We start from the raw sequence: 22,704 nt of genomic DNA, 5'->3' as shown, positions 1-22,704 counted from the left end.
CCCGTCGCCGTCCCGTTCACGCGGACCACCACCGGTTCGCCTTCCCGGACCACCACCGGCTCGGACTCCCCGGCCGCCGCCGCCGTCCCGGTTCCGGGCGCGGCCGGTCCGTCCCCGAGGGCCACCGTCCTCCCGGGCGCCGCAGCCGGCGCGTCTCCGCCGGAGCCCGTTCCCGGCCCCCCTCCGCGTTCCCCTTACGCGTCTTCGACCCCTAGGCGTTCCGCCTGGCCGGACACGGTCGCCGTACGCCATCGGACCGGCACTTTCCGTGTCCACTCATTCACCCATCGCAACGAAGGGATGCACCATGCACTCCGGCACCGCTCGCCCCACCCACCCCACCACCACCACCCGTCTCACCCTGCGCCGGGCGGACGGAAGCGACCTCGCGGGCGTGCTCGCGCTCCTGGCCGAGACCGCCGGCTGGCTCAACCGCCGCGGTGTGCGGCAGTGGCCCGCCGGGGGATTCCCGGCCGAGCGCATCAGCCCGCTGATCGAGGAGGGAACCATGTACGTGCTCGACGGCGAAGGCGCCGAAGGCGGTGAGGAGGGCGAGGCCGGTCCCGCGGCCACCCTCGCCCTGGACGGCCACGCCGACCCCGAGTTCTGGACCGCCGGGGACGTCCCCGAGGCGGCGCTCTACGTCCACAAGCTGTCCGTCTCCCGCGCCTACGCCGGGCTCGGCCTGGGGCAGGCCCTGCTCGACTGGGCGGGCCTGAGGGTGCTGGCGACGGGCCGCAGGTGGCTGCGCCTCGACTGCTCCAAGGACAACCCCGGACTCCAGCGGTACTACCGCGGCCAGCGCTTCACCCACCTGCGCACGGTGGACCTGCCGCACCGCGCCTCCGGGGCGCTGTTCCAGAGGGCGGGCGGCCTGCGCGGCGACGCCCTCGCCGGCGCGCTGCCGTTCGCCGACCTCCGCGGCCCGCTGACCGGCCCGCTGACCGTCCCGGCCGAGCCCGTCGTGGCGGGCGCGGAGGACGGCGGCTCGCCGTCGATCGTCAGGAGCCGTCGATGAGAGATCACGGACCGTCTCCGGAACGGCGCCGCTGAACCAAGGCGATCCCAGGACAAAGTCATCCGATAGCCTCACTCCATGACCGGATCCTTGCTTGAGGTGATCGCCCTCGACGTCCGCGACGCCGTCGCCGCGGAGGAGGGCGGTGCCGACCGCCTGGAGATCGTGGCGGATATGGCCGCCGACGGGCTCACCCCGGCGGCGGAGACGGTCGCCGCGATCTCCAAGGAGTGCGCGCTGCCGCAGATGGTCATGCTGCGCGGTGAGGCGTCGTTCCTGGCCACGCCCGAGTCGCTGGAGGGCCTGCGGCGCGACGCCCGGGCCCTCGCCGACGCGGGCGCGGCCGGGTTCGTGTTCGGTTTCCTCGACGCCGCCGGGGCGGTCGACCTGGCCGCCACCGAGGCGCTCATCCACGCCGTCGCGCCGCTGCCGTGGACCTTCCACCGGGCCGTCGACCACGCGGCCGACGTCAGGGCGGGCTGGCGGGCCGTGCGGCTGCTGCCCAACCTCGCCACCGTGCTCACCTCGGGCGCCCCCGGCGGCGTGGGAGACGGCCTGGAGATCATCCGGGCCCGCTGCTCCGCCGGGGACGGGCCGCTGATCATGGCGGGCGGCGGGCTGCGGCCGTCCCACGTCCCGGCGCTCCTGGAGTACGGCGTGCGGGCCTTCCACGTCGGCAGCGCCGTACGGGCGTCGTGGTCCGACCCGGTGGACCCGGACCGTGTCCGCCGGTGGCGGGCGCTGATCGACTGACGCCCGTCGTACGGCGGGCCGGCCGGTCCGCCGTACGGTCCCCCTCCTACTCCCTCCGGCCCCTCACGGACGGGCGGGGCCGGGCACGGGGTCAGGCGTTCCCGAGGGCCAGGTCGGCGCGGCGCAGGGCGGCGGCCACGGTCCTGATCGTGGCGGGCTCCTCCAGCGTCCCGCCCTCGGCCGCGCGCCGCTCCTCCCAGGCCCGCACCCGCCCGAGGTACTCGTCGTAGCGGGACAGGTGGAAGTGGTAGACCGCGACGTAGCGGCTGACCAGGTGCGCCGGGTGCATGTCCCAGCCCTGGTAGAAGCCGTCCGCCAGGGAGTGCCGGATCAGGCTCACGTGCCGCCACCACAGGTTGCGCACGGCGTACCGGTCGTCGGAGGCGGGCGCGGCGGCCAGCGAGCCGTCCGACAGCTCCACCCCGGTCCCGGCGAACGCCGCCCGCATGACCTGGCGGGCGTGGTCGCACGCGGGGTGGTCCAGCCGCTGCTCGTGCGGGGGCAGCGAGCAGCTCGCCGTGTAGTCGAAGACGCCGAAGTGCGCGGCGGCCAGCCTGCCGCCGAGCGCGGCGACGAGCCCGGCGTCGAGGAACCGCAGCGTCTGGACGGCCTCGACCTGCATCTCGAACCGCAGCTCGCCCTCACCCAGCCCCAGCCCCTTCTCCAGGGCGGCGAGGCAGGCGGTGAACTGCTCCAGGTAGTCCCGCATCAGCACCTTGGGGAAGGTCACCACGAACCCCGGGGGCAGCAGGCCCGCCCGCTCGACCACCCCGGTGAGGAAGGCGTCCAGCGTCCGGACGCTCCTGACCGGGTCGCCGTCGGCGAACGACTTCACCCGCAGCCCCCACCGGCGGGGGAGCGTTCCACCGGCGTGCATGACGGCGACCGCCTCGGCGGCCCGGACGGCGTGGCCGTCCTCCTCGGCGGGGCTCCCGCCGTAGCCGTCCTCGAAGTCGATCCGCAGGTCCTCGACCGGTTCGGCGGCGAGCTTCGCCGTCACCCTCTCGTGCACGGCCCTGGCCGTCTGCTCGTGCATCTCGAAGAAACGGGCCGTGTCCTTCCTGGACAGGTGCCGGCGCATCAGGTCCAGCGCGGCCTCGCCCCAGGCCGCGACCGTGCCCGCGTCGAAGCGGTCGGCGGGCACGTAGACGGTGTGCACCGGCTGCCACTCCACCTCCGAAGGGGGGTAGGTCGCCGTCTGCTCGCGGTGGGCCCGCTCGAAGCCGGGTATCAGGGCCAGCGGGTCGCCGAGCGTGACGCGCATGGGGGTCGCTCCTCGTGGTGCTTGACGGGCGTTCGGGGGGTCGTTCGGACGTGCTCAGAGAAGTGCTCAGAAACGTGCTCGAAAGTGGACGCGCCGGACGCCCTCCGGGTGGACACGCCCGCCGTACGGCTCGGCGGCCCGAGGCGGCTCCGGGTGGACACGCCCGCCGTACGGCTCAGCGGCCCGACGCGGTGAGCATGGCGGCCAGGCCCAGGAGCTTGACGCGCTCGCCGCGTCCCAGGCTCCGTGCCAGCTCCGCCTCGGCCGCCTCGATGGCCAGCCACTCCCGGTAGGTGATCGGGGAGACGCCCCGGGAGGCCAGCAGGGCGTCGACGTCGCCGCGCCGTACCGGGTCGCGGGCGAGGCCGGCGAGGTCGGCGAGGAGGGTGCGGACCGTCTCGGCGGCGTCGGACTTGTTGGTGCCGATCACCCCGGTGGGCCCGCGCTTGAGCCACCCCGCGACGTACTCGCGGTCGCGGACCCGCCCGGCCTCGTTCGGCACGGTCATGGTCTCCTCGGAGAACGGCACGCCCGGCAGCGGGACGCTGCGGTAGCCGACCGAGCGCAGCACCATGCCCACCGGGAGGGTCTCGAACTCGCCGGTGCCCACGACCCGGCCCCCTTCCAGGCGGGTGCGCTCCAGCCGCAGGCCCGTCACCCGGTCCTCCCCGACGATCTCCACCGGGCGCATCCAGAACCGCACCTCCAGCCGCCGGGGACGGCCCGCCGGCCCGCGGGCGGCCCAGTCCCGCAGCACCTCGACGTTGCCCCGAACCTGCCGCGGCAGGCCCGTGACGTCGGCCACCGCCTCCTCCGGCCGCACGCACACGTCGGCGTTGGCCAGCCCGCCCAGCTCCCGCAGCTCCTTGAGGGTGAACTTGGCGTGCTCGGGGCCGCGGCGGCCGATCATGTGGACGGTCCTGACCCGGCTGCCCGCCAGGCGGGACAGCACCTCCTCCGGCACGTCCGTGGCACGCAGCTCCTCGGCGGTCTTGGCCAGGATCCGCACCACGTCCACCGCCACGTTGCCCACGCCGACCACCGCGACCTCGGGACAGTCGAGGACGAACCGGTCGGCCGGCATGTCGGGGTGGCCGCAGTACCAGTTCACGAAGTCGGTGGCCGCCACGCTGCCCGGAAGGTCCTCGCCGGGGATCCCCATCCGGCGGTCCACCATCGCGCCGGTGCAGTAGACCACGGCGTCGTAGCAGCCGAGCAGGTCGGCGGCGCCCACGTCCCGGCCGAACTCGACGCCGCCCAGGAACCGGACGTTGGGCAGCTCCAGCACCCGGCGCAGGTACCCGGCGATCGACTTGATGGAGGTGTGGTCGGGGGCCACGCCGTACCGGACCAGGCCGTACGGCGTGGGCAGCCGTTCCAGGACGTCCACCTCGACCCCGGCTCCGGCCTGTTTCGTCAGCGCCTCGGCGGTGTAGATCCCGGCGGGGCCCGACCCGACAATCGCCACTCGCAGTGACACGCGGCCTCCTCGGCGTCGGACGTCGCGGGCGCGGGGCCCGCCCCCGGCGGACCGGGAGGCCCGGGGCGGCGGCCCCTCGTCGGCGACGACCGTATCGACGGCTCTCACCCCCGACTCTGTACCACCGGAGCCGTCGCCGCCAGAGCGGCCCGCCGGGGAGGCGGAAGGCGTTCCGGCGGAGCCGGCGGGGAGCGGCGCCGCAGGGAGCTTTCCCGGTTTAACGGCGCTTGGTGGAATTTTGTGCATTCTTGCAGGTCACATATGCTTTCCAAGGCCACGAGCGCGTGATGATCGGGGGATCTGTGGCACGTCTTGAACCGACCTTCGAGTACGACTGCGCGGAGGTGGACTGCGCGGAGATCGACCGCCGGCAGCGCGGCATCGTGCTGCACATGGTGCTGTCGCTCCTCGTGGGGATGCTGCTCGGCACCCTGGGCGCGGTGTTGTCGTACGCGCACAGCCCGCTGGACGCGTTCTACGAGCCCTACGCCTACGTGCTGCTCGTCGTCGTGGCGGGGTACACCGCAGCCGGTCTCGGCTGGGCGGTGCTGAGCTGCGCGCTGGCCACCTTCGGCCCGCTGCTGTCGTTGCTGGCCGCCACGGTCTTCGACCCCGGCGCCATGTTCCTGGGCGCGGGCGGCGCGGAGGGCCTGAACATCACGGTGGCCGTCCTGGTCGTGATGGGAGTCCTGGCCCACCTCGCCCGGCGCGGAACCCGGTGGGGCGACCTGGCGGGCGGCGTGCTGGCCGGGCTCGTCGCGCTCGACGGCCTGGACAAGGCGCTGCCCGGCGGGCCGGAGTACATCGCGGGTTTCTGGCCGTGGAAGGCGGCGGTCGTCGGGGTGCTGGCGCTGGGCCTGCTCGTCACGACCCGTCGCGGGTGGGGCCGCGCCCGCTCGGCCGCGGTGGCGGTCGCCATGGTGGCCGTCTGCGCCGCGTTCCTCTGAGCCGCGCTGTGCGACTCGGGCCTGAGCCCGCGCCGCGTTCCTCCGCGTCACGTGCCTCCGGGCCGCGGCCCCGCCCGCGGCCCCAGAGAGGCGCCGGAGAACGCCGGATGACCGGCAACCCGGTTGCGCGACTCGATAGCCTGTAGCCATTCGATCCCCGCTAGGTAGGAGTAGCCGTGCTGCTGCGCATGTCGTCGCTGTTTCTTCGAACTCTGAGGGACGACCCGGCAGACGCGGAGGTCCCGAGCCACAAGCTGCTCGTCCGCGCCGGATACGTCCGCCGCGTCGCGCCCGGCATCTACTCCTGGCTGCCGCTCGGCAAGATGGTCCTGGAGAACGTCGCGCGCGTCGTGCGCGAGGAGATGGACCGCATGGGCGGCCAGGAGGTCCTCTTCCCCGCGCTGCTGCCGCGCGAGTACTACGAGAACACCGGCCGCTGGACCGAGTACGGCGACCTGCTCTTCCGCCTCAAGGACCGCAAGGGCGCCGACTACCTCCTCGGGCCCACCCACGAGGAGATGTTCACCGACATGGTCAAGGGGGAGTACTCCTCCTACAAGGACTATCCGGTGACGCTGTACCAGATCCAGACGAAGTACCGCGACGAGGCCCGCCCCCGGGCCGGGATCCTGCGCGGCCGCGAGTTCGTCATGAAGGACTCCTACTCCTTCGACCTCGACGACGACGGTCTCAAGCGCTCCTACGAGCGGCACCGCGAGACCTACATCCGCATCTTCGACCGGCTCGGCATCGACTACCGCATCTGCTTCGCCACCTCCGGCGCGATGGGCGGCTCGGCCTCCGAGGAGTTCCTCGCCCCCGCCGTGACCGGCGAGGACACCTTCGTGTCCTGCCACAGCTGCGGCTACGCCGCCAACGCCGAGGCGGTCACCACCCCGGCCCCGGCCGCGGTCACCGGTGAGCGGCCCGCCATGGAGGTCCTCGACACTCCTGACACCCCGACCATCGAGACGCTGGTCGCGCATCTCAACACCCACCACGGCCTGGACGTCACCGCGGACCGGACGCTCAAGAACGTCGTGGTCAAGGTCACGACGCCCGGCTCCGACAAGACCGAGACCCTGGTGATCGGGGTGCCCGGCGACCGCGAGGTCGACTTCAAGCGCCTGGAGGCGGCGCTCGCCCCCGGCGAGCCCGCCATCTTCGAGGCCGAGGACTTCGCGAAGCACCCCGGCCTGGTCCGCGGCTACATCGGCCCCCAGGTGCTCAAGGACCTCGGCATCCGCTACCTCGTCGACCCCCGCGTGGTCGACGGCAGCGCGTGGGTGACCGGTGCCAACGAGCCGGGGCGGCACGCCGTGAACGTCGTCGCCGGGCGCGACTTCGTCGCCGACGGCACGATCGAGGCCGCCGAGGTCCGGGCGGGCGACGTCTGCCCGGTCTGCGGCTCCGGCCTGTCCATCGACCGCGGCATCGAGATCGGCCACATTTTCCAGCTCGGCCGCAAGTACGCCGACGCCGCCAAGCTCGACGCCCTCGGCCCCGACGGCAAGCCGATCCGCATCACCATGGGCTCCTACGGCATCGGCGTCTCCCGCGCACTGGCCGTGCTGACCGAGCAGCGCCACGACGAGCTGGGGCTGCGCTGGACCCGCGAGATCGCTCCGGCCGACGTCCACGTCGTCGGCACCGGCAAGGACGACCAGATCGAGGTCGCCGGCCGGATCGCCGCCGAGCTGGAGGCGCGCGGCCTGCGGGTCCTGCTGGACGACCGCGCGGGGGTCTCCCCGGGCGTGAAGTTCAAGGACGCCGAGCTGCTCGGCATGCCGACGATCCTGATCGTCGGCCGCGGCCTGGCCCAGGGCGTCGTCGAGCTGCGCGACCGCGCCACCGGCGCGAAGGAGGAGATCCCCCTCGCCGAGGCCGCCGACCGCGTCGAGGCCGCCTGCCGCGCCTGAGTCCCCGCGCCTGAGTCCCCGCGCGTAGGTCCAGGGGGCCGGGTTCCGGATGTGGAGCCTCCGCATCCGGAACGTCAGGCGTCTCCGCATCTGGTTCCCCGCGCGTTCCGAGTCTCCGCGTCCGGGTCCCCGTACATCCGGAAGCCCCCGCGCCCGGTCCGTCATCCGGACCGGCCGCGGGGGTTTTTGTGGGCTTATGGGGGGAAAGCCCTTTTTGTCATTCAGGGGGGTGGGGGACGCATGGTGCAGGAGTTCGACCCTTCCGCCTACGGCCGCGCCGCCGCCGACGTCTACGACGAGGTCGCGACGCACCTGCCCACCGAGCCGGCGGTGGACCGGCTGCAGGAACTGGCGGAGGGCCGGGCCGTCCTGGAGTTCGGTGTCGGCACCGGCCGGCTGGCCCTGCCGCTGGCCGCCCGGGGGCTCACCGTCGCGGGGATCGACGGCTCGGCCGAGATGACGGCGGTACTGCGGGCCAAGCCCGGCGGCGACCGCGTCCCGGTGACGCTGGGCGACTTCTCCACCACCCGGGTCGACGGCGAGTTCGGCCTCGTCGTCCTCGCCTACAACACGATCTACGCGCTGCCCTCGCAGGACGCCCAGGTCGACTGCTTCCGCAACGCCGCCGCCCACCTCGTGCCCGGCGGCCGGTTCGTGGTCGAGGCGTGGGTGCCCGACGTGGGGGCGTTCCACCACGGCACGGCGCTGCGGCTGGTGTCGCTGCGTGAGGACGGGGTGGTGGCCGAGGCGGCCCGGCTGTCGCCCGCCGACCAGATGATGCACACCACCAAGATCGTCCTGACCTCCGGCGGGATCCGGCTGCTGCCCGCCAACCACCGCTACGCCTGGCCCGCCGAACTCGACCTCATGGCACGCCTGGCGGGCATGCGGCTCGAACACCGCTGGTCCGACTGGCGGGCCACTCCGTTCACCGGCGACAGCCGGGGGCACGTGTCGGTCTACCGGCGCTGAGCCGGACCCGCCGCGTCCCCGAGCCCCGTCACCGCCGTACCCGCACCGCCCTGGAGTTCCGAGAAATGCAGCTACCCGCCCCTCGGGGGCCCCTCACCGGCTTCCTCTTCGACCGGCTGGCCCGGCCGCCGCACGACCTCGGCCCGGCGCCGGAGCCCGCGGGAGGACCGCCCCTCGGGGACGAGGACCTCCAGCTCGCCCTCTTCGCCTGCTACGAGCTGCACTATCAGGGATTCGACGAGGTGGCCGAGGACTGGGAGTGGGAGCCGTCGCTGCTGGCGGTCCGGCGGACGCTGGAACGGCGGTTCGAGGCGGGCCTCGCGGAGGCCGTGCCGCGGCCGCCCGCCGTACCGGCGGGGACGCCCGCGCGCATGCGCCGGGCGCTGGCCGGGCTGGTGGCCGCCGCCGACGGCGGCCCGTCACTGGCGGCGTTCCTGGAACGGCGGGCCGACCTGGAGCGGTTCCGCGAGTTCGTCGTCCACCGCTCCGTCTACCACCTCAAGGAGGCCGACCCGCATACCTGGGCGATCCCGCGGCTGCGCGGTGCGGCCAAGGCCGCCCTCGTGGAGATCCAGGCCGACGAGTACGGCGCGGGCCGCCCCGGGCGCATGCACTCGGAGCTGTTCGGGGCCACGATGCGCGGGCTCGGCCTGGACGACTCCTACGGCGCCCACCTCGACCGGGTGCCGGCGGTCACGCTGGCGACCGGCAACGTCATCTCGCTGTTCGGGCTGCACCGGCGGCACCGGGGCGCGCTGCTGGGCCACCTCGCCGCCTTCGAGATGACCTCCTCGGTCCCCAACCGCAGGTACGCCCGGGGACTCCGCCGCCTCGGGGGCGACGACGCGGCCTGCCGTTTCTACGACGAGCACGTGCAGGCCGACGCGGTCCACGAGCAGATCGCCGCGCACGACATGTGCGGCGCGTTCGCCGCAGAACATCCCGGCCTGGCCGCCGACGTCCTGTACGGCGCGGCGTGCGCCCTCGCCCTGGACCGGCTCTTCGCCGAGCACCTCCTGGGAAGCTGGGAGCGCGGGGTCACCTCACTGCGCGAGGCCGGACCGCGCAGAACCGCGCGTGACGGGACCGCGCGTGACGGGACCGCGCGTGACGGGACCGCGCGTGACGGGACCGCGCGTGACGGGACCGCGCGTGACGGGACCGGGCTGGCGGTGAGCGGCCGATGACGGACGCGGGCCCGGCGAAGGCCCCCGGCCTCGACTACGTCCTGCCGCTGCGCTGGGACGACGGTGACGAGGCGGGCCTGGCGGAGCTGACGGACTACCTACGCCTGCTCGCCCGCCACGCGCGGGTCATCGTCGTCGACGGCTCCCCGTCTCCGGTCTTCGAGCGGCACGCCGCCGTCTGGGCCGGGATCGCCGAGCACCTCCGGCCCGACGACGACCTCGCCTTCGTCAACGGCAAGGTCAACGGGGTGATCACCGGGATGCGCCGGGCCCGTGCCGAGCGCGTGGTCATCGCCGACGACGACGTGCGCTACGGCGAGGCCGAGCTGGCCGCGATCGGCGTCCTGCTCGGGCGGGCCGATCTGGTCAGGCCGCAGAACCACTTCGACCCGCTGCCCTGGCACGCCCGCTGGGACACCGCCCGGACCCTCCTCAACCGTGCCTTCGGCGCCGACTACCCCGGCACCTTCGGCGTGCGCCGGTCGGTCTTCCACGAGATGGGCGGCTACGACGGGGACGTGCTGTTCGAGAACCTCGAACTCATCCGCACGGTCCGCGTCCACGGCGGGCGGGAGTGCAGTCCGCGGGGTCTGTACGTCCGCCGGCTGCCGCCCGACCCGGCGCGGTTCTGGTCCCAGCGCGTCCGGCAGGCCTACGACGACCTCGCGCAGCCCGTCCGGCTGGCGGCGTTCCTGTCCGTGCTGCCCGCGCTGGCCGCCGCGCTGTCGCGCCGCCGGTACGGGACGGTCCTCATCTGCGCCGGGCTGGCGGTGGGGGTCGCCGAGACCGGCCGCCGCCGGGCCGGAGGGCGGCGGATCTTCCCCTTCTCCGCGGCGCTGTTCGCGCCGGTGTGGCTGCTGGAGCGGGCGGTCTGCGCCTGGCTGGCGCTCGCGGCGCGGCTGTTCTTCGGCGGCGTGCCGTACGCGGGCCGCCGGATGCGGACGGCGGCGCACTCGGTCCGGCGGATCAGGGCCGCCGGGCCGGCCGGGGCGCCGTCAGGCGGGCGGGTCGGGCTCGCTCGGGGCGCGGAAGCGGGCGGGCCGGTGTGAGCCGTCGCAGAAGGGCTTGGCCGCCGAGCGCCCGCAGCGGCACAGCGCCACCGTGGACCGGCCGGGGTCGATGACGGCTCCGTCCTGGGTGGTGATGACGAACGGGCCCCGCAGCAGCAGCGGCCCGTCCTCGCACGGGGTCACCGTGACACGGTCATCCCCTATGTCCGTTTTATCCATCACGTGGCGACTGTGCCCCCGGGAAGAGGGGGGAAACGCCGCGACCCGTCCGGCGGCGGGAGGTCCCGCGTGGCCGTCCGGGCGACGCGTGGGACGTCGTGCCCGTCCGGGCGTGGCGGAGGACGCCGTGTGCCCGTCCGGGCGACATGTGAGACGTCTCGTGCGTCCGGGCGGTGCGCGGGACGTCGCGCACCGCCCGGACGGGCACGGTTCAGCGGGAGCCGCTGAGGGTCTTGCGCCAGTGGAACCCGCCGGGGAGGTGCACGGTCACCGTCTTCCTGCCGTCGGCGGTCTTCGTGACGCGGAAGGCCCGGTTGCCCCAGCTGTGCCCGACGCCGCCGCGCGACAGGTTGAGATGGAACGGACCGAACTTCAGTGACTTCCGGTATTGCCAGCCCATTGCTTCCTCCTTGACCGTCTGCTCCTTTCAGCTACCCGTCTGGAGAACGGCAAACGGATCTCTCGATCCCGGACCGCGCCGGACGTCCGCGCCGGACGGGTCTCGCGGTCCCGGGCCGCGCCGGACGTCCATGCCGAGCCGCCCGGAGGCCCCGGGCCACGTGCACGGGGGCACGAATTCAGGACGGCGGGGGCGGCGTCGGGGTGGCGGCGGGGGAGGAGGGCGCGGGGGCGGGCATGCCGGGGAACGTCTCGATCTCCGGGCGCAGGCCGTACGCCCGCACCACGCACTCCTGCACGGCCAGGGCGGCCATCCGCCGGACGGCCGGGTCACCGGACGCGACGGTCTCGATGTAGGCGGCGGTCACCCCCCGCTCCACCGACACGGCCAGGTCCGTCAACTGGGCGGAGGTGGAGGGGACGGCGGGCAACCGGTAGCTCGCGTCGGGCTCGGCCGGGGTGCCGCCGCGCTCGATGATCATGGCGCGGAGCCGGTCCCGGCGGGCGCGGTGGGCGTTGAAGGCGGCGGTCATGACGGAGCGCAGCGAGCCCTCGGCCCGCGCGGCGAGGACCCCGTAGGCGTAGACGGCGGCGTGCTCGGCCGCCAGCGCCGTGCCGAGCCCCCCGCCGGCTCCGGGGGCCGGGGTGGCCGGCGCGACCGCGCCCGCGGCTCCCGTGAACCCCGCGGCCCCCGTGAGTCCCGTGAGCGCCGGGGCCCCGGCCGGTCCCGCGTTCCGCGCGGTGTCCCGGGCCCTCACAGCGGCCTCCCCAGGGCCACGGCGTGGGCGGCCTCGCAGGCGCCGATGGAGGCGACCAGCTGGGCCAGCGCGGGTGAGGCGCCCTCGGCCTGCCGGGGGCGCGAGCCGGCGGCCTTCCGCTCGGCGGTCCGCAGGCTCCGCAGGGAGGCGCGGGGCTCCGGCGCGGGCGTCCCGGAAGCGGAGGGCTCAGACGGCCCAGGCGGCGCGGCGGCGTCTCCGGAGGGCGCCGGGGTCGCGGAGGCCCCGGCGCCGCGGGCGGCGGGGGGAAGCCTCCGGCGCAGCTCGGCGAGGTGGGCCTCGTGCCGCCGCCTGAAGGGCAGGAGCTTGGCGGAGGAGGCCGAGGCGTACAGCCCGATGATCCGCTCCTTGTCGGCGATCAGCTGCCTGAGCAGCACGGTCTCCGGGTCGGGAGGCTCGGCGCGCTGGTGCTCGGGCTCCTCGGCGCATCCGGCGGCCGTCACGGCGACCGCCGCGGCGGCGGCCCCGGCGGCGGTGTCCCGCAGCAGGTCACGCCGGGACAGGGAACGCACGGACGACCTCCGGGTACGGATGAGCTGCTGACGCATCTAGCATCGTAAGGGCTGGGAAACCATTCACCGCGCCTCTCGGGCTGGCTCGCCGCGCCGAGTGGCGCTTCTTCCGCGCCCTGATGTGGATAGGCTTGTGAACCGCAAGGGCGAGGTCCGCCCGGCTGTAGATCGTGAAAATGGGAGGTCGGCATGGGCAGCGCCACATCCCGCGACCGCCTGATGAAGCTTCTGGAACCCGTCGCCCTCGCCTCCGGGCTCGACCTGGAGGACGTCACGGTCACTCCGGCGGGCAAGCGGCGCCTGCTGCGTGTCGTCGTCGATCGCGACGGCGGCGTCAGCCTGGACGACGTCGCCGAGGTCAGCCAGGCCGTCTCCGAGGCCCTGGACGCCGGGGACGTGATGGGAAGCACCCCTTACGTGCTGGAGGTCTCCTCTCCCGGGGTCGACCGCCCGCTCACCGAGCCGCGCCACTGGCGCCGGGCGGTGCGCCGGCTGGTCAAGGCCGACCTGCGGGACGGCACGAGCATGGAGGGCCGGATCGTCGCCACCGACGAGACCGGCGTGGAGCTCGACGTGGCGGGGACACCGCGCCGCGTCGGGTACGAGGACCTGGCCCGAGGACGGGTGCAGGTGGAGTTCCGCCGGTTCGACGACGCCGAAGACGACGGCGAAGACGGCGACGAGGGCTAAGGGGGAGCCTCGTGGACATCGACATGAGCGTCCTGCGCAGCCTGGAGCGGGAGAAGGACATCTCCTTCGACCTGGTCGTCAAGGCCATCGAGGACGCGCTGCTGATCGCCTACTTCCGGAGCGAGGGGGCGGCGGCCAAGGCCCGCGCCGAGCTCGACCGCAAGACCGGGCACGTGACCATCTACGCCGCCGAGCTGGACGACGGCGGCCAGGTGGTCCGGGAGTACGACGACACCCCGGGCAACTTCAGCCGCATCGCCGCGACCACCGCCAAGCAGGTCATCCTGCAGCAGCTCCGGGACGCCGAGGACGAGATCAACTTCGGCGAGTTCGCCAGCCGCGAGGGCGAGCTGGTGGCCGGGGTGATCCAGCAGGGCAAGGACCCGCGGGTCGTCCTGGTCGACCTCGGCAAGATCGAGGCCGTCCTGCCGCACAACGAGCAGGTGCCCGGCGAGGAGTACGTCCACGGCGAGCGCCTCCGCTGCTACGTCGTGCAGGTCAAGAAGGGCCCCAAGGGCCCCTCGGTGACCCTGTCGCGCACCCACCCGGGTCTGGTGAAGAAGCTGTTCGCCCTGGAGGTGCCGGAGATCGCCGACGGCACCGTCGAGATCGCGGCCATCGCCCGCGAGGCGGGCCACCGTACGAAGATCGCGGTCCGCTCCCGGCGGCCCGGGATCAACGCCAAGGGCGCCTGCATCGGCCCGATGGGCTCGCGGGTGCGCAACGTGATGGCCGAGCTCCACGGCGAGAAGATCGACATCATCGACTGGTCGGAGGATCCGGCCGAGTTCGTCGGGAATGCCCTGTCGCCCTCGCGTGTTTCGCATGTCGAGGTGATCGACAGCGAGGGGCGTGCCGCTCGCGTGACCGTGCCGGACTACCAGCTCTCCCTGGCGATCGGCAAGGAAGGGCAGAACGCCCGGTTGGCCAATCGCCTCACCGGGTGGCGCATCGACATCCGGCCCGATACCCAGACGGGGGAGGCGGCCGGTTCCGCAGATGCGCCCACGCGGTAAGCTGGAATATGGTGACCAGGCCACCCCACTGCGAACGTGTGTGGGGTGCCGGGTTCGCACGGTTTCCTCCGAGCTGCTCCGCCTGGTGGCGGTCGAGGGCGTCATCGTCCCCGACCTGCGAAGACGGCTGCACGGGCGTGGTGCTTCACTGCACCCCTCCCTGAGCTGCCTGGAGCTCGCCGAGCGGCGGCGGGCGTTTCCGCGGGCGTTTCGCGCCGCGGGACCGCTCGACCCGTCGCCGGTACGGGCTCACCTGGAAGGGCTCCACTCCGAAAGGAACGGGTGAAATGGTTGCCAACTGTCATGTAGGACGCCGAGTTGATGGGCTGGTCAGATAGCTATGAGCGCCTGATGAGCATGCGGCGATGAGTACGTCTACGTAACGACGGTCCGGCGGCTGTGCCTCCCGGGCCGAGTAAGGGAGTGCAGTGGCGAAGGTCCGGGTATACGAGCTCGCCAAGGAGTTCGGCGTTGAGAGCAAGGTCGTCATGGCCAAGCTCCAGGAGATGGGCGAGTTCGTGCGTTCGGCGTCCTCGACCATCGAGGCGCCGGTGGTCCGTCGGCTCACCGAAGCTTTGGGCGGTCCCGTCAAGGGGTCGTCCGACAGGGGCGGCAACAGGCCGTCCAGGCCGCCGCAGGCGGCACCCCGGCCGGCCGATGGCCAGGCCGGAACCGGCGCCCCCGCGGCGCCGCGATCCTCGGGTCCCAGGCCGGGACCCGTTCCCAAGCCGGGTCCGCGGCCCGGCCCCGTGGCCCGTCCCGCGGCCCCCGCGGCTGAGGCGCCGCAGGCTCCGGAGGCCCCGCAGGTCTCCCAGCCTCAGCAGCAGCAGCCTCCGCCCTCGGCGGTCCAGCCGCCGCGGTTCGAGGCGCCCCGGCCCGAGGCCACGCGTCCGGCGTCCGGCCCCCGGCCGGGTCCGCGTCCGGGTCCGCGTCCCAGCCAGGGCCCGCGTCCCGAGGCCGCGCGTCCGGAGGGCCGCCCCACCGGCGGTCCCGGCGGCGCACCCTCGGCTCCGCGTTCCGGCGCCGGCGCCGGCGCCGGCGGTCCCAAGCCCGGCCCGCGTCCGGGCCCGCGTGGCCCGCGTCCCGGCAACAACCCGTTCTCCTCGAACGCCAGCGGCATGGGCCAGGCCCGTCCGCCGCGTCCCGGTGGCCGTGACGGCGGTCCGGGCGACCGCGGCCCGCGTCCGGGCCCGCGTGACGGCGGTCCCCGCGAGCAGGGGCAGCGTGACGGCGCCGGACCGCGTCCGGGGCCCCGCCCCGGCCCGGCCGGCGCCGCCGGTCCCCGTCCGGGCCCCGGCGCGGGTGGTCCGCGCCCGGGTGGCGGCGGCGGTGTCGCTGGCCCGCGTCCCGGCGGTCCGCGTCCCAGCCCGATGATGATGCCCCAGGGCCGGCCCGCCGGTCCCGGCGGCGGCGGTGCCGGTCGTCCCGGTGGCGGCGGTGGCCGTCCCGGTGGCGGTGCGGGCCGTCCCGGTGGCGGCGGTGGCCGTCCGGGCGGCGGCGGTTTCGCCGGTCGTCCCGGTGGCGGCGGTGGCCGTCCCGGCGTCGGCACCGGCGGTCCCGGTGGCGGTGGCGGCGGTTTCGCCGGCCGTCCCGGTGGCGGCGGTGGCCGTGGCCGCGGTGGCGGCACGGCGGGCGCCTTCGGCCGTCCGGGCGGACGCCCGACCCGCGGTCGCAAGTCCAAGCGCCAGAGGCGCCAGGAGTTCGACAACATGCAGGCCCCGGCGATCGGCGGCGTGCAGGTCCAGCGCGGCAACGGCCAGACGATCCGGCTGTCGCGCGGCGCCTCCCTGGCGGACTTCGCCGACAAGATCGGCGCGAACCCGGCGTCCCTGGTGCAGATCATGCTGCACCTGGGCGAGATGGTGACCGCCACGCAGTCGGTCAACGAGGAGACGCTGCAGCTCCTGGCCGCCGAGCTGGACTACAACCTGCTCGTGGTCAGCCCGGAGGAGGAGGACCGCGAGCTCCTCGAGTCCTTCGACATCGAGTTCGGCGAGGACGAGGGCGACGAGGGCGACCTGGTCGCGCGTCCGCCGGTGGTGACCGTCATGGGTCACGTCGACCACGGTAAGACCAAGCTGCTCGACGCGATCCGGCACACCAACGAGGTGGCGCGGGAGGCCGGTGGCATCACCCAGCACATCGGCGCCTACCAGATCTCCGCCGAGCACGAGGGCGAAGACCGGAGGATCACCTTCATCGACACCCCGGGTCACGAGGCGTTCACCGCCATGCGTGCCCGCGGTGCCAAGGTCACCGACATCGCCGTCCTGGTGGTCGCGGCCGACGACGGTGTGAAGCCGCAGACCATCGAGGCGCTGAACCACGCCCAGGCGGCCGAGGTTCCGGTCGTGGTCGCGGTCAACAAGGTCGACAAGGAGGGCGCCGACCCCAACAAGGTCCGTGCCCAGCTCACCGAGTACGGCCTGGTGGCCGAGGAGTACGGCGGCAGCACGCTGTTCGTCGACATCTCCGCCAAGAACGGGACCGGCATCGACAACCTGCTCGAGGCCATCCTGCTCACCGCGGACGCCGAGCTCGACCTGCGGGCCAACGACGCGATGGACGCCCAGGGCGTCGCCATCGAGGCGCACCTCGACAGGGGCCGCGGCCCGGTCGCGACCGTGCTGGTCCAGCGCGGCACGCTCCACGTCGGCGACTCGATCGTCTGTGGCGAGGCCTTCGGCCGCGTCCGGGCGATGCTCGACGACAACGGCATGTCGATCGACGAGGCCGGTCCGTCGCGTCCGGTCCAGGTCCTCGGCCTGACCGCGGTGCCGGGCGCCGGTGACAACTTCATCGTCGTCACCGACGACCGCATGGCGCGTCAGATCGCCCAGCAGCGGGCGGCGCGCAAGCGCACCGCGGACATGGCCAGGTCCGGCCGTCGCCGCACCCTCGAAGAGCTCTTCAGCGAGATGGAGAAGGGCCAGGTCGACGAGCTCAAGCTCATCATCAAGGGTGACGTCTCCGGTTCGGTCGAGGCTCTCGAGGACGCCCTGCTCAAGATCGACGTCGGTGACGAGGTGCGCCTGCGGGTGCTCCACCGCGCCGTCGGCGCCATCACGGAGTACGACGTCAACCTGGCCGTCGCCGACGACAACGCCGTCATCATCGGCTTCAACGTGCGTCCGGAGGTCCGGGCGCGCGACCTGGCCGAGCGCGAGGGCGTCGACATCCGCTACTACTCGGTCATCTACCAGGCGATCGAGGAGATCGAGGCGGCCCTCAAGGGCATGCTCAAGCCCGAGTTCGAAGAGGTCCAGATGGGCACCGCCGAAGTCCGCGAGGTCTTCAAGGTGCCGAAGATCGGCAACATCGCCGGTACGCTGGTCCGCTCGGGCACGATCGTCCGGAACAGCAAGGCGAGGCTCATCCGCAACGGGGTCGTCATCTCCGACAACCTCACGGTCTCCTCGCTGCGCCGGTTCAAGGACGACGCGACCGAGGTCCGCGAGGGCTTCGAGTGCGGTATCGGAGTCGGCTACAACGACATCAAGATCGACGACGTCATCGAGACGTTCGAGATGCGGGAGAAGCCGCGCGTCTGATGTCCCGGTCCGGTGACGGGCCGCCCGTCGGCCGGAAGGCCCCGCCCCTCGTGGGCGAGGGCCACCGGCCGGCGGGCGGTCCCGCTCCCGCCGGCGGCACGACGACGTTCGTGGCGTGATCCGACATGTATGTAGGTGCCCTCACACTGGACATCCTGCTCGGCGACGTCCGCTCGCTGAAGCAGAAGCGCTCCGTGGTGCGACCCATCATCGCCGAGGTGCAGCGACGGTTCCCGGGTGTGGCCGTCGCCGAGACCGGCCATCTGGACCTGCACCGCCGTACGGAGATCGGGATCGCGGTCGTCTCGGCGACCGCCGCGAACTGCGGCGCGGTCATGGACGACTGCGAGCGCCTGGTCGCGTTCCATCCGGAGATCGAGTTGCTGTCGGCCAGGCAGCGGCTCTACAACGACAACGAGGACTAGCCGCAGACGGCCGGCCGCCCCCCGCTTGCGCCCGGCCGTACTGTGAGAAGGGGGGAGAGCGAACATGGACGCAGGGCGCGCACGTAAGATCGCCGACCGGATCCAGCAGATCGTCGCCGAGATGCTGGAGCGCCGGATCAAGGACCCTCGGCTGGGTTTCGTGACGGTGACCGACACGCGGGTCACCAACGACCTGAGTGAGGCGACGGTGTTCTACACCGTGTTCGGCTCCGAGGCCGAGCGGGCCGACTCGGCGGCGGCTCTGGAGAGCGCCAAGGGGCTCATCCGCTCGGAGGTGGGCCGCCAGACCGGGCTGCGGCACACGCCGACGCTGCTGTTCACCCACGACCCCCTCCCCGACAACGCCCGGCACCTCGACGGCCTGTTCGCCGAGGCGAAGGCCAGGGACGCCGAGATCGCCAGGCGGGCGGAGAGCGCGAGGCACGCCGGTGAGGCCGACCCCTACCGCAAGCCCGAGGACAGGGACGGCGTGGACGAGGCCGGCGAGGCCGAGGACGAGCCGTCCGAGCGCGCGGGACGCTCGGCGACGTGACGCCGCAGCCGCGTGACGAGGGCCCGGTTCCCGGTCGTGACTGGGACCGGGCCGTCGAGCTGATCTCCTCCGCGGAGGAGGTCGCGCTGGCCTGCCACATCTCCCCGGACGGCGACGCGCTCGGCTCGACCCTGGCGGTCGGGCTGGCGCTGCGGGCGGTGGGCAAGCGGGTCGTGGCCTCCTTCGGGGAGCGCGGCTTCACGGTGCCCCGGCTGCTGCGTTTCCTGCCGGGCCAGGATCTCCTCGTCGACCCCGACGACTACCCCGCCGCGCCCGAGCTGATGATCTCCTTCGACGCGCCCATCCCCGACCGGCTGGGCGAGCTGGCCCGCGTCGCGGGCAAGGCGCGCGAACTGGTGGTGGTCGACCACCACCCGTCCAACACCGGCTTCGGCACGCTCAACCTGGTCGACCCCGGCGCGGCGGCCACCGCTGTGCTCGCCGAGGAGCTGATCCGGCGGCTCGGCCTGCCGGTCGACCGGGACATCGCGACCTGCCTCTACGCCGGGCTGGTCACCGACACCGGGTCGTTCCGGCACTCCTCGACCACCTCCGAGGTGCACGCCATGGCCGGGCGGCTCATCGCCACCGGCCTGAACCCCGAGGAGATCGCCCGGGAGCTGTGGGACCGCTCCCCGTTCGGCTACCTCCGGGTGCTCGGCCTCGCCCTGGAGCGGGTGGTCCTGGAACCGGAGGCGGGCGACGGCCTGGGTCTGGTCTGGACGTACGTCACCCACGACGACCGGGAGGCATACGGCCTGCCGTACCACGAGGTGGAGGGCATCATCGACGTGGTCCGCCGCACCGACGACGCGGACGTGGCGGTGATCCTCAAGGAGGACGACGAGGGAGCCTGGCAGGTCTCCACCCGCTCCAAGGGTGGGATCGACCTCTCCCGCGTCTGCGCCACTCTGGGCGGCGGAGGGCACGCCAAGGCGGCGGGCTTCACCTCCCACCAGCCCGTCGAGCAGACGATGGCCGCCTTCCGCGCGCTGCTGCGCCGCGCCGCCTGAGGAACCCCGCACCGCCTGAGGAACCCGTGCCCGGAGGGACCGCATCGGAACCCGCACCGAGAACTCGCACCGGAACCCGTACCCGGAGAGACCGGACCCGGAGGAATCCCCGCCGGTAAGAATCCCGGCCCGGAGGAACCCGCGCCCGGAAGGACCCCGCCGAAGCTCCCGCAGAGGCTCTCGCAGAAGGACGACCCCGACATGAGTACGGCTCGCGCCAAGCGCACCCCGCCGCCGAGCGGGCTGATCGTGGTGGACAAGCCCGCCGGATGGACCTCCCACGACGTCGTCGGCAAGCTCCGCGGCATCGCCGGCACCCGCCGGGTGGGACACGCCGGCACGCTGGACCCGATGGCCACCGGGGTGCTGGTGGTCGGCGTGGAGAAGGCCACCCGGCTGCTGGGGCACCTCGCGCTCACCGAGAAGGGCTACGACGCCACGATCAGGCTCGGGGCGTCCACCAACACCGACGACGCGGAGGGCGAGGTCACCGCCACGGCGTCCGCCGCGCACATCTCCGACGAGGGGATCGCCAAGGGCGTCGCCGCGCTGACCGGCCGGATCACGCAGGTCCCGCCGCAGGTCAGCGCCATCAAGGTGAACGGCGAGCGGGCCTACAAGCGGGCCCGGGCGGGGGAGGAGGTGGAACTGAGCGGACGGCCGGTCACCGTTTCGGCCTTCGAGGTCACCGCCGTCCGCCGCGAGGGCGACGTCGTCGACGTCGACGCCTCGGTGACCTGCTCCAGCGGCACCTACATCCGGGCCCTGGCCCGCGACCTGGGCGCCGCGCTGGGCACCGGGGGACACCTGACGTTCCTGCGCCGCACCCGGGTCGGCCCCTACGGCCTGGCGACGGCCCGGACCATCGAGCAGCTCGCCGCGGACTGCGTGATCACCCCGATGGCCGAGGCGGTGGCGGCGGCCTTCCCGAGGCGGGACGTGACCGCCGAGGAGGCGGCCGTCGTCGGGCACGGCGGGCGGCTTCCCGCCCTGGGGGCCGGCGAGGGGCCGATCGGGGTGTTCGGCCCGGACGGCACGCTCCTGGCGCTGGTCGAGGAGCGCGGCGGGTTCACCAGGTCGCTGGCGGTCTTCGTGCCCTGAGGGCGGCGCGTCCCCGCGTCCCGGGGGCGGTGCCCGGAAGGGCGGCTCCCGCGTCCGGGGTAAGGTGACCTGTCATCTCCGTCGGCCTCCCCGGTTGCGGGAAAGCCCCCGGGACGTGGCAGGCTTTAGGAAGTCGATCCGGTACGAGGGAAGAGGCTGCGGTGCGAGGCTGGCACGGATTGGAAGACGTGCCCGGGGACTGGGGCAGGTCCGTCATCACGATCGGCGTCTTCGACGGGGTTCACCGCGGTCACCAGAAGATGGTGGCCCGCGCCGTGGAGATGGCCCGCGAGCTCGGCATGTCCTCGGTCGTGGTCACCTTCGACCCCCACCCGGAGGAGGTGGTGCGGCCGGGCACGCACCCGTTGAGGCTGACGACGCCCCGGCACCGCACCGAGCTGCTGGCCGCGCTCGGCGTGGACGCGGTCTGCGTGCTGCCGTTCACCCTGGAGTTCTCCCGGATGAGCCCGGACGAGTTCGTGCAGACCATCCTGGTCGACCGGCTGCACGCCGGCGGCGTCGTGGTCGGGGAGAACTTCCGGTTCGGCCACAAGGCCGCCGGTGACATCGAGACGCTGCAGACGCTCGGCGAGAAGTACGACTTCGTGGCCGAGGCCGTCCCGCTGGTGAGCGACGGGGAGATCATCTCCTCCACCCTCATCCGGGACGGGCTGGCCGCCGGCGACACCGAGGCCGTCGCGGTGGCGCTCGGCCGCCCGCACCGGGTCGAGGGCGTGGTGGTCCGCGGTTACCAGCGGGGCCGGCAGCTCGGCTTCCCCACGGCCAACGTCGAGTCGCCCGCCTTCACCGCGATCCCCGCGGACGGCGTCTACGCCGGCTGGCTGCAGTGCGTCCCCAACGGCAACCTCCCCGTCGCCTACGACGGCGAGCGCTGGCCCGCCGCGATCTCCGTGGGCACCAACCCGACCTTCGAGGGCGTGCCCCGCACCGTCGAGGCGTACGCGCTCGACCGCGACGACCTGGAGCTGTACGGCGCCCACGTGGCCGTCGACTTCGGGCCGCGGCTCCGCGACAACCTCAGGTTCGACTCGGTCGAGGCGCTCATCGGGCAGATGCGCGCCGACGTCGACCGGGCGCGTCTCCTCACCGGCACCTGGACCCCTCCCGGCTCCTTCTGAGCCGTCTCCCGGGCTCCCGCCCGCGTGAAAGCGGTCCGCGGGAGTACGGCGGACGCGCGGGGTACGCGGCACCGGATGTGCGAGACCTTGGAGCCGGGTGGTAATCTGGCATGTCAGTTCTGTAATTGGCGAGGTCGGCGACGCCGCCACGCCGGTGCTGACGCCGCCACGGCGACTGTAGGCACGCACGGTCGCTCGGGCATCTGAGATCCCGCGTGCCCGTAGAGGTTCAAGGAGACACGTGTCGCTCGACACCGCAGCAAAGAAGCAGATCATCGGTGAGTACGCCAAGGGCGAGACCGACACCGGTTCCCCCGAGGTGCAGATCGCGCTGCTCAGCAAGCGCATCAGCGAGCTCACCGAGCACCTGAAGGTGCACAAGCACGACCACCACAGCCGCCGCGGCCTGCTGCTGCTCGTCGGTCGTCGTCGCCGTCTGCTCAAGTACCTCGCCAGCAAGGACATCGAGCGTTACCGTTCGCTCATCGAGCGGCTCGGCCTGCGGCGATAGAATGATCGGGGAGCGGCGCGACGCGCCGCTCCCCGGCCACATCGGAAGGTGCCCGGCGCGTCGCGCCACAGGAGCACCGGTCCGATGCGCAAAACTGAACAGCCGAGACAACTGCCCCGCGTCCGCCAGCAAGCGCGCCCCACGGCGTGGGAGGGCCGGTCCTCGGTAGTGGCCCCCGGTCATCACGGCGAGAGCCGTACGGAACCGGGCGCTTCGATCGAAGACCGGCGCTGCACCACGGGGAGGCCG

At 73.5% G+C, this 22,704-nt stretch carries 23 protein-coding genes; 17 read left to right on the top strand and 6 right to left on the bottom strand.

The window, feature by feature from the left end:
- Positions 1-307: 307 nt before the first annotated feature.
- Together ACFYSC_RS03620 and ACFYSC_RS03615 are read left to right on the top strand one after the other, a co-directional pair.
- Positions 308-1,018 carry a GNAT family N-acetyltransferase gene (locus tag ACFYSC_RS03620; protein WP_389956019.1) on the top strand — a complete coding sequence of 237 codons (711 nt, stop codon included), beginning with the start codon at positions 308-310 and terminating at the stop codon, positions 1,016-1,018.
- Between the two features lie 78 nt (positions 1,019-1,096).
- The gene (locus ACFYSC_RS03615; RefSeq protein ID WP_389956016.1) at positions 1,097-1,771 is read left to right on the top strand and encodes a copper homeostasis protein CutC; all 675 of its coding nucleotides are present in this window, start codon (positions 1,097-1,099) and stop codon (positions 1,769-1,771) included.
- 91 nt (positions 1,772-1,862) lie between these two features.
- Here ACFYSC_RS03615 and ACFYSC_RS03610 read toward each other — a convergent pair whose 3' ends face one another.
- Entirely contained in the window at positions 1,863-3,035 is a 1,173-nt protein-coding gene (locus tag ACFYSC_RS03610; RefSeq protein ID WP_389956013.1) for a DUF6986 family protein, read from the bottom strand.
- Positions 3,036-3,210: 175 nt separating this feature from the next.
- Positions 3,211-4,515 (bottom strand): FAD-dependent oxidoreductase, encoded by a 1,305-nt coding sequence (locus ACFYSC_RS03605; RefSeq protein WP_389956010.1) that lies wholly within the window; start codon positions 4,513-4,515, stop codon positions 3,211-3,213.
- A 302-nt stretch (positions 4,516-4,817) separates the two neighbouring features.
- On the opposite strand from ACFYSC_RS03605, the gene ACFYSC_RS03600 reads away from it, so the two are divergent.
- The 5 genes from ACFYSC_RS03600 (at position 4,818) to ACFYSC_RS03580 (ending at position 10,589) form a co-directional block, all read left to right on the top strand.
- On the top strand, positions 4,818-5,462 hold the full coding sequence (locus ACFYSC_RS03600) for a hypothetical protein (RefSeq protein ID WP_389956008.1): 645 nt from the start codon (positions 4,818-4,820) through the stop codon (positions 5,460-5,462).
- A 176-nt stretch (positions 5,463-5,638) separates the two neighbouring features.
- Positions 5,639-7,381 (top strand): proline--tRNA ligase, encoded by a 1,743-nt coding sequence (locus ACFYSC_RS03595; RefSeq protein WP_389956006.1) that lies wholly within the window; start codon positions 5,639-5,641, stop codon positions 7,379-7,381.
- A 240-nt stretch (positions 7,382-7,621) separates the two neighbouring features.
- Complete coding sequence (locus ACFYSC_RS03590; RefSeq protein WP_389956003.1) at positions 7,622-8,353, top strand: class I SAM-dependent DNA methyltransferase; 732 nt, start codon at positions 7,622-7,624, stop codon at positions 8,351-8,353.
- A gap of 65 nt (positions 8,354-8,418) precedes the next feature.
- Positions 8,419-9,540, top strand: a complete 1,122-nt coding sequence (locus tag ACFYSC_RS03585; protein ID WP_389956001.1) for an iron-containing redox enzyme family protein — start codon at positions 8,419-8,421, stop codon at positions 9,538-9,540.
- Complete coding sequence (locus ACFYSC_RS03580) at positions 9,537-10,589, top strand: glycosyltransferase (protein ID WP_389955999.1); 1,053 nt, start codon at positions 9,537-9,539, stop codon at positions 10,587-10,589. Before ACFYSC_RS03585 ends, ACFYSC_RS03580 begins: the two co-directional genes overlap by 4 nt.
- Here ACFYSC_RS03580 and ACFYSC_RS03575 read toward each other — a convergent pair.
- The 4 genes from ACFYSC_RS03575 to ACFYSC_RS03560 all read right to left on the bottom strand — a co-directional run bounded on the left by ACFYSC_RS03575 (position 10,536) and on the right by ACFYSC_RS03560 (position 12,492).
- On the bottom strand, positions 10,536-10,733 hold the full coding sequence (locus ACFYSC_RS03575; RefSeq protein WP_389955996.1) for a CDGSH iron-sulfur domain-containing protein: 198 nt from the start codon (positions 10,731-10,733) through the stop codon (positions 10,536-10,538). The two genes, ACFYSC_RS03580 and ACFYSC_RS03575, sit on opposite strands and share 54 nt — an antisense overlap.
- A gap of 247 nt (positions 10,734-10,980) precedes the next feature.
- A complete protein-coding gene (locus ACFYSC_RS03570; protein WP_362928139.1) occupies positions 10,981-11,169 on the bottom strand; it encodes a DUF4236 domain-containing protein in 189 nt (62 codons plus the stop codon).
- A 178-nt stretch (positions 11,170-11,347) separates the two neighbouring features.
- The gene (locus ACFYSC_RS03565; RefSeq protein ID WP_389955992.1) at positions 11,348-11,926 is read right to left on the bottom strand and encodes a ferritin-like domain-containing protein; all 579 of its coding nucleotides are present in this window, start codon (positions 11,924-11,926) and stop codon (positions 11,348-11,350) included.
- Entirely contained in the window at positions 11,923-12,492 is a 570-nt protein-coding gene (locus ACFYSC_RS03560) for a hypothetical protein (RefSeq protein WP_389955990.1), read from the bottom strand. The genes ACFYSC_RS03565 and ACFYSC_RS03560 overlap by 4 nt, the downstream gene beginning before the upstream one ends.
- Positions 12,493-12,645: 153 nt before the next feature.
- On the opposite strand from ACFYSC_RS03560, the gene rimP reads away from it, so the two are divergent.
- The 10 genes from rimP (at position 12,646) to rpsO (ending at position 22,455) form a co-directional block, all read left to right on the top strand.
- Entirely contained in the window at positions 12,646-13,146 is a 501-nt protein-coding gene (gene rimP / locus ACFYSC_RS03555; RefSeq protein ID WP_362928145.1) for a ribosome maturation factor RimP, read from the top strand.
- 11 nt (positions 13,147-13,157) lie between these two features.
- Positions 13,158-14,162 carry a transcription termination factor NusA gene (nusA, locus tag ACFYSC_RS03550; RefSeq protein WP_362928147.1) on the top strand — a complete coding sequence of 335 codons (1,005 nt, stop codon included), beginning with the start codon at positions 13,158-13,160 and terminating at the stop codon, positions 14,160-14,162.
- A complete protein-coding gene (locus tag ACFYSC_RS03545) occupies positions 14,146-14,448 on the top strand; it encodes a YlxR family protein (protein WP_389955988.1) in 303 nt (100 codons plus the stop codon). The genes nusA and ACFYSC_RS03545 overlap by 17 nt, the downstream gene beginning before the upstream one ends.
- 142 nt (positions 14,449-14,590) lie before the next feature.
- Positions 14,591-17,713, top strand: a complete 3,123-nt coding sequence (infB, locus tag ACFYSC_RS03540) for a translation initiation factor IF-2 (RefSeq protein WP_389955984.1) — start codon at positions 14,591-14,593, stop codon at positions 17,711-17,713.
- A 125-nt stretch (positions 17,714-17,838) separates the two neighbouring features.
- Entirely contained in the window at positions 17,839-18,138 is a 300-nt protein-coding gene (locus tag ACFYSC_RS03535) for a DUF503 domain-containing protein (protein WP_179818894.1), read from the top strand.
- Positions 18,139-18,202: 64 nt separating this feature from the next.
- Positions 18,203-18,691, top strand: a complete 489-nt coding sequence (gene rbfA / locus ACFYSC_RS03530; protein ID WP_389955981.1) for a 30S ribosome-binding factor RbfA — start codon at positions 18,203-18,205, stop codon at positions 18,689-18,691.
- Complete coding sequence (locus tag ACFYSC_RS03525) at positions 18,688-19,704, top strand: bifunctional oligoribonuclease/PAP phosphatase NrnA (protein WP_389955978.1); 1,017 nt, start codon at positions 18,688-18,690, stop codon at positions 19,702-19,704. The genes rbfA and ACFYSC_RS03525 overlap by 4 nt, the downstream gene beginning before the upstream one ends.
- Before the next feature lie 201 nt (positions 19,705-19,905).
- On the top strand, positions 19,906-20,805 hold the full coding sequence (gene truB, locus ACFYSC_RS03520; protein ID WP_389955975.1) for a tRNA pseudouridine(55) synthase TruB: 900 nt from the start codon (positions 19,906-19,908) through the stop codon (positions 20,803-20,805).
- A gap of 161 nt (positions 20,806-20,966) precedes the next feature.
- A complete protein-coding gene (locus tag ACFYSC_RS03515; protein WP_389955973.1) occupies positions 20,967-21,944 on the top strand; it encodes a bifunctional riboflavin kinase/FAD synthetase in 978 nt (325 codons plus the stop codon).
- Positions 21,945-22,185: 241 nt separating this feature from the next.
- Positions 22,186-22,455 carry a 30S ribosomal protein S15 gene (gene rpsO, locus ACFYSC_RS03510; protein ID WP_179818888.1) on the top strand — a complete coding sequence of 90 codons (270 nt, stop codon included), beginning with the start codon at positions 22,186-22,188 and terminating at the stop codon, positions 22,453-22,455.
- Positions 22,456-22,704: the final 249 nt, after the last annotated feature.

The sequence above is a fragment of the Streptosporangium sp. NPDC004379 genome (assembly GCF_042873875.1).
GTDB lineage: Bacteria > Actinomycetota > Actinomycetes > Streptosporangiales > Streptosporangiaceae > Streptosporangium.
The sequence above is the reverse complement of the archived record's forward strand: the minus strand, read 5'-3'. Positions and strand labels throughout refer to the sequence as shown.

What these genes read in the sequence shown, in the direction of transcription:
- ACFYSC_RS03620 (WP_389956019.1), top strand. Translation starts at nt 308, where the DNA reads ATGCACTCCGGCACCGCTCGCCCCACCCACCCCACCACCACCACCCGT.
- rbfA (WP_389955981.1), top strand. Translation starts at nt 18,203, where the DNA reads ATGGACGCAGGGCGCGCACGTAAGATCGCCGACCGGATCCAGCAGATC.
- ACFYSC_RS03615 (WP_389956016.1), top strand. Translation starts at nt 1,097, where the DNA reads ATGACCGGATCCTTGCTTGAGGTGATCGCCCTCGACGTCCGCGACGCC.
- ACFYSC_RS03610 (WP_389956013.1), bottom strand. Translation starts at nt 3,035, where the DNA reads ATGCGCGTCACGCTCGGCGACCCGCTGGCCCTGATACCCGGCTTCGAG.
- ACFYSC_RS03535 (WP_179818894.1), top strand. Translation starts at nt 17,839, where the DNA reads ATGTATGTAGGTGCCCTCACACTGGACATCCTGCTCGGCGACGTCCGC.
- ACFYSC_RS03545 (WP_389955988.1), top strand. Translation starts at nt 14,146, where the DNA reads ATGCGCCCACGCGGTAAGCTGGAATATGGTGACCAGGCCACCCCACTG.
- ACFYSC_RS03585 (WP_389956001.1), top strand. Translation starts at nt 8,419, where the DNA reads ATGCAGCTACCCGCCCCTCGGGGGCCCCTCACCGGCTTCCTCTTCGAC.
- ACFYSC_RS03580 (WP_389955999.1), top strand. Translation starts at nt 9,537, where the DNA reads ATGACGGACGCGGGCCCGGCGAAGGCCCCCGGCCTCGACTACGTCCTG.
- ACFYSC_RS03570 (WP_362928139.1), bottom strand. Translation starts at nt 11,169, where the DNA reads ATGGGCTGGCAATACCGGAAGTCACTGAAGTTCGGTCCGTTCCATCTC.
- rimP (WP_362928145.1), top strand. Translation starts at nt 12,646, where the DNA reads ATGGGCAGCGCCACATCCCGCGACCGCCTGATGAAGCTTCTGGAACCC.
- ACFYSC_RS03590 (WP_389956003.1), top strand. Translation starts at nt 7,622, where the DNA reads ATGGTGCAGGAGTTCGACCCTTCCGCCTACGGCCGCGCCGCCGCCGAC.
- truB (WP_389955975.1), top strand. Translation starts at nt 19,906, where the DNA reads ATGAGTACGGCTCGCGCCAAGCGCACCCCGCCGCCGAGCGGGCTGATC.
- ACFYSC_RS03560 (WP_389955990.1), bottom strand. Translation starts at nt 12,492, where the DNA reads ATGCGTCAGCAGCTCATCCGTACCCGGAGGTCGTCCGTGCGTTCCCTG.